General features: G+C 62.5%; 5 protein-coding genes. 2 read left to right on the forward strand and 3 right to left on the reverse strand.

From position 1 onward, the window contains the following. Together EO136_RS10985 and EO136_RS10990 are read right to left on the reverse strand one after the other, a co-directional pair. Positions 1–821 (reverse strand): SMP-30/gluconolactonase/LRE family protein (locus EO136_RS10985; protein WP_164730425.1); only part of this gene is annotated, 821 nt, incomplete at its 3' end. Continuing rightward, positions 822–1,901, reverse strand: coding sequence for a mandelate racemase/muconate lactonizing enzyme family protein (locus EO136_RS10990; protein ID WP_127144471.1), 1,080 nt, complete (start codon positions 1,899–1,901; stop codon positions 822–824). 187 nt (positions 1,902–2,088) lie between these two features. Between EO136_RS10990 and EO136_RS10995 the strand changes: the two genes are divergently transcribed. After that, positions 2,089–2,898: an NAD-dependent epimerase/dehydratase family protein gene (locus tag EO136_RS10995; RefSeq protein WP_127144472.1), complete on the forward strand. Its 810-nt coding sequence runs from the start codon at positions 2,089–2,091 to the stop codon at positions 2,896–2,898. Next, positions 2,895–4,064: a mandelate racemase/muconate lactonizing enzyme family protein gene (locus EO136_RS11000; protein WP_127144473.1), complete on the forward strand. Its 1,170-nt coding sequence runs from the start codon at positions 2,895–2,897 to the stop codon at positions 4,062–4,064. Before EO136_RS10995 ends, EO136_RS11000 begins: the two co-directional genes overlap by 4 nt. Positions 4,065–4,495: 431 nt before the next feature. Here EO136_RS11000 and EO136_RS11005 read toward each other — a convergent pair whose 3' ends face one another. Beyond that, positions 4,496–5,695 carry an IS256 family transposase gene (locus EO136_RS11005; protein WP_127143937.1) on the reverse strand — a complete coding sequence of 400 codons (1,200 nt, stop codon included), beginning with the start codon at positions 5,693–5,695 and terminating at the stop codon, positions 4,496–4,498. Between the last annotated feature and the right edge of the window lie 49 nt (positions 5,696–5,744).

Consider the following 5,744-nt stretch of genomic DNA (forward strand, 5'->3'; position numbering starts at 1 on the left):
TGGGTGGTCGTCCAGTAGAGGTGCCCGCAGGCGTCCGTCGCATCGTCCTTGCGCCGCAGCGAGGTGACGAAGAGGTGGCGCATGTCGGGGCCGCCAAAGCACGGCATGGTGGGAGCGAGGGCCGGCATCGGGTAGCGGGCCAGCAGAGTGCCATCCATGGCGTATCGGTTGACGCAACCGGCCGAGACCCCGGCGCTCCAGTAGCAGTCGTCGCGGTCGAACGCGCCGCCATCGGGACGACCATCGGCGGGGCCGGGGGTGGCGATCCGCCTGCGCTGTGACATCTCGCCGGTCGCGGGATCGAAGCGGTAGCGGTCGATCCACTGGCCGCGGGAATCGGAGTGGATCATGGTCTTGCCGTCCGCACTCCAGGCGAGCCCGTTGGAGGTGAAGACCTCGCTCACCCTTTTTGTCACGGTGCCGTCGGGCAGGACGCGATAGAGCGCGCCGGCCGGGCCGCCATCGGGGGCGATGCCGGCGCTGCCGATCCAGAAGGCGCCGTCGGGGCCGACCTTGCCGTCATTGAGGAAATTGTCCACGCCACCGGGCTCGGGATGGACGAGAAACACCAGCTCTTCGGTGTGGGGATCAAAGAGGTGCAATCCGTCGCGCAGCGCGAGCAGGACGCGGTTGTCAGGAGTCAACGCGATCGAGCCCAGGCGGCGGCCGAAGGTCCAGTGGGCGAGAGCGCGGGTTTCGAGGTCGAGCCGGTAGAGAATACCCGGCGGGCCATCCACCCACCAGAGCCGGTTGGCCGGGCCATCCCAGACCGGGGATTCTCCGACTTCGGCGCGGCAGGGAACAAGCAGGTCGAACTTCATTCAGACACTATAGCGTTCGATTGCATCCTGATCGAACGAAAACCCCCAACCGGGGCGGTCGGGCACGGCACAGTGGCCATCGGCAATCTCCATCTGTTCTCGATAAAGAGGCGCGAACCAGTCCACATGTTCGAGCAGGCTGGCGTTGGGCAGGCTGGCCATCAGGTGAAGGCTCATCTCAGGAAAGAGGTGCGAGGAGACGGGAACACCGGCCGCCCCGGCCATTGCGCCTGCGCGCATGAACTCAGCTACCCCGCCCATGCGCTGGAGGTCCGGCATCAGAATATCGGCCGCGCCAGCGGTAAGGACCCTGGATATCCCGTGGTGAGTGAATTCGCTCTCCCCGATAGCCACGGGGACATCGAGGGCTGCTTTCACGTGCGCGGTTAGCCGAGGGTCGTGGACCGGGACGGGCTCCTCGAACCACGCAATGGCGTAGGGCTCCATCATTCGTCCCAGCGAGATCGCCGCTGCTGCGTCCATGCCCTGATTAACGTCGACCATGATGGCCATGTGCTGTCCGATAGCCCTGCGGACAGCCTCGAGGCGCGGGAGGTCGAAATCAGGTGATCCTGCGAGTCGGAGTTTGACACCTGCAAAGCCAGAGTCGCGAGAGTGTCTGGCTTGCTCGACGATGTCCTCAATGCCCTGATTGGTCCACAGGCCAGAGCTCGCATAGACCGGCACCGCATCGCGACTGCGCCCAAGGAGGGAAGAGACCGACATGCCGGCAATCTTGCCCCGTGCGTCCCACATGGCGGATTCAATGGCGGACAGGGCCAGAACTGGTGCACCCGCAGCCGAGAGAAAGCTCATTGCTGCCATCGCCTGGGTAACGAAGCGTTCGCTCTGATCCACCCTGAGACCGATCGCGTCTGGTATGAGCATGGCGAGGCTGGCTTCCAGCAGTGAGATGTGGCCGGGGCGGATCGAGAAGACGAGGCCCTCGCCGGTGGCGCCGGACTCGGTATCCAGATGGACGAGGACGCACGATATGGTGTCGATGCGAGCGGTGGCGTTCGCGATAGGGCCGGGCAGGGGTACCGCAACCCGCGTGGTCCTGATGCCGGTGATCTTCATGACGCCGTACCCTCGACTTCAACACGAAGCGCAAAACCTAGCTGACAAGTATCCATGGCGAAAGATCAATGTTTCAGGCTAGCAGCGGGATGGCACGTTCGTCTCACCTTGCGTTGCGGTCACCCTATAATATAGGTTTGAAATTCAGTCTGACAGAAATATGCAGCCGGAGGGCGAGGGGAGTTCCATGAAACGGATTCTGATCACGGGAGCTGCTGGCGGCGTGGCAACGCTGCTGCGGTCGCGTATCGCGCATCTGGCCGACGCGATCCGGCTTACCGATGTTTTCGAGGTTGCCGGTTTGGGGGCAAACGAGGAATTCATGGCGTGCGATTTGGGCGACGAGGTCGGCATGGCGCGCATCGTTGCCGGCTGCGACGGCATCGTGCACCTGGGGGGTGTGGCCAAGGAAAACACCTTCGCCAACATCATGAACGCCAACCTGCTCGGGGTTTATAATCTTTACGAGGCGGCGCGTGCGAACGGCCTGCCCCGGATCGTCTTTGCCAGCACAAACCATACGATCGGCTTTTACGGCCAGGACGAGCGCCTTCACGCGGACGTGCCCACCCGACCCGACGGACTCTACGGCGTATCCAAATGCTTCGGTGAGCAGATGGCGCGCATGTATTTCCACAAGTTCGGTCAGCAAACCGCGATCGTGCGGATCGGCTCTCTCTATGAGGCGCCGAGCACTCACCGGATGCTCGCCAGTTGGTTCAGCCCTGACGACTTTGCGTCGCTCATCGAAACCGCGTTTTCCGTCCCCCGGCTGGGGTGCCCCGTCGTTTGGGGCGCGTCGGACAATGACGAGGGTTGGTGGGACAATTCGGCAGCCGGCTATCTGGGATGGGTGCCCATAGAGTCGAGCCGACGATTCCGCGAGGACATCAGGAAGACGGTGCCCCGCCCACCCGCTGACGCAGCCGAGTCCGTCTATCAGGGCGGCACGTTCACACAAGATCCGATCTGGAAGGACGAGGAGCCCCAAGCATGAAGCTCACCCGCATCCAGGAGGCCGTCGTTCCGATCGCGTCGGACATCCGGAATGCCTATATCGACTTCTCCAAGATGGATGTCTCGGTTGTCAAGATCACGACCGATGTCATCCGCGAAGGCAAGCCGGTGGTGGGTTATGGTTTCAATTCCAATGGCCGCTATGCGCAGTCCGGCATTTTGCGGCATCGCATCCTCCCGCGCCTTGAGGAGGCCGATCCCGCGGACCTGATGGACACGGAACGAGAAACGCTCGATCCCTTCCGCGCCTGGGACGTGATGATGCGCAATGAGAAGCCGGGTGGACATGGCGAACGATCGGTGGCGGTCGGTATCGTGGACATGGCGCTCTGGGACATCGTGGCTAAGATCGATGGCCGTCCGCTGCATATGGTCCTGGCCGACAGGTTCAACGGGGGCCTCCACGAAGACAAGGCGTTCGTTTACGCGGCGGGGGGGTACTACTATCCCGGCAAGGACAATTCAGCGCTCCAAAAGGAAATGTCGGGCTACCTCGAAATGGGGTACTCGGTGGTCAAGATGAAGATCGGCGGGGCGCCGCTTGCCGAAGACCTCGCGCGGATCGAGGCCGCGATCGCGATGCTCGACGGCGATGGAAGCCGGCTGGCGGTGGACGCCAATGGGCGCTTCGACCTGGAAACCGCCCTTGCCTATGCGCGCGCGCTCGATGGCTACGGTCTGCGCTGGTACGAGGAGGCAGGCGACCCGCTGGACTATGCCCTGCAGGCGACGCTGGGCGAGGTGTATTCGGGATCGATGGCCACTGGTGAGAACCTGTTCTCCCATCAGGACTGCCGGAACCTGATCCGATATGGCGGCATGCGGCCGGACCGGGACATTTTCCAGTTCGATCCGGCCCTGTCCTACGGGCTGGTCGAATACACACGCACGCTTGCGATGATGGCGCAGGCGGGCTGGTCGGCGCGCCGGTGCATACCCCATGGCGGCCATCAGTTCGCCCTGTCGATCGCGGCGGGCATGGGGTTGGGGGGCAATGAATCCTATCCCGGCATTTTCCCGCCCTTCGGTGGATTTTCCGACGGAGCCAGGGTCTCGGACGGATATGTGGACATGCCTGCATCGCCGGGGATAGGCATGGAGGAAAAGGCCAAGCTGATGGACCTCTACGCCACCATATTCGACTGATTGGATCGGTGGCGGGCCGTTGCGCCTAGCCGCCACGTCGGCGGGGGCGTTAGGGCGCGGCCGGAGGCGGTATTGGGCCCAGGCAACAGCCCGCCATGCTCGAGCTATACCTCCGGCGTTGATACTTGAGGGTATACAACGACCGCGCGCGATCGATCGACGTTCGCATCCTTCCGTCGTACAATTCGTGTTCGCACGCTGCTGCGCCGGTTCGGTGAGGCGCTCGAACCCGCCTGCATCTAATGCTGTTCCCCGTCAGCACCAATGGCACAGATTTGAGCTTGTGGTGTAAGGAGGGTTTTGATCTCATCGTCGTTCCTTCGTCACTTCGACGAGACCAAAACCCTCGGAAGCCAAAAAGGATGGTGTCCCCTGGCGTGGTGTAGGTTGGTTTGGGCCGCCACGCATTTCCCGGCACTGCCGGTGTCGGATCAGCCGGCCAGGGGCGGCAGGCTGATGAGGGGATCATCGCTCATCTGGCTCATTGTTTCCAGTGTCATGTAGCGGGCGCGCTGGACGGCCCACTCATCGTTCTGTTCGAGCAGTAACGCGCCCACGAGGCGCACGATGGCGTCATCATTGGGAAAGATGCCCACGACATCGGTGCGCCGCTTGATTTCGCCGTTGAGACGCTCGATTGGGTTCGTGCTGTGCAATTTGGTCCGGTGTTCGCGTGGGAACGACATGTAGGCCAGAACATCAGGCTCGGCCTCATCGAGCAGGGTGGCCAGCTTGGGCACCTTGGGTCGGATCTGATCGGCGACGGCGCGCCATTGCGCACTGGCCGCCTTTGGTGTTTCCTGCGCAAAGGCCGTGGCGATGAAGGCAGAGACGACACGGCGCCCGCTCTTTCCGGCATGGGCAAGAACGTTGCGCATGAAGTGAACCCGGCATCGTTGCCAAGTGGCGCACAACACCTTGCTGACGGCCGCCTTGATCCCTTCGTGCGCATCGGAGATCACGAGCTTGACCCCACGTAGCCCCCGCCGGGTCAGCTTGCGCAGAAACGCTGTCCAGATCGGCTCGGCTTCCGAGGTCCCGATCTCCATGCCCAGAACCTCACGCCTGCCATCACTGTTGACGCCGATGGCGATAATGGCGGCGACCGAGACGATACGCCCACCGCGGCGCACCTTGAGGTAAGTGGCATCAATCCACAGATAGGGCCAGTCACCCTCGATGGGGCGATCGAGGAAGGCTTTGACCTTATCGTCGATCTCTTCGCACAGCCGGCTCACCTGACTTTTGGAGATGCCGCCCATCCCCATGGCCTTGACCAGATCATCGACTGATCGGGTGGAAATGCCCTGGATGTAAGCTTCCTGGATAACTGCGGTTAGAGCCTTCTCGGCCATGCGGCGCGGCTCCAGGAAGGTTGGGAAATAGGACCCTGTCCTCAGCTTGGGAATGCGCAGCTCGACAGTGCCGGCGCGTGTCTCCCAGTCTCTGTCGCGATACCCATTGCGCTGGGCCAGGCGATCGGAGCTCTTCGCTCCATAACCAGCGCCTGTGGCAGCGCCCACTTCCATCTCCATCAGGCGTTCAGCGGCAAAGCCGATCATCTCACGCAAAATATCGGCGTCGGGGGTCTGTTCGACCAGAGCGCGAAGGTTCATCATATCGGTGGTCATCGGTGGTCCTTTCGGATTGTGGCTTCAACAACCCGACATTACCGGAAAA

Origin of the sequence: Pelagibacterium montanilacus, from assembly GCF_003992665.1 — a bacterium.
Classification (GTDB): Bacteria; Pseudomonadota; Alphaproteobacteria; order Rhizobiales; family Devosiaceae; genus Pelagibacterium; species Pelagibacterium montanilacus.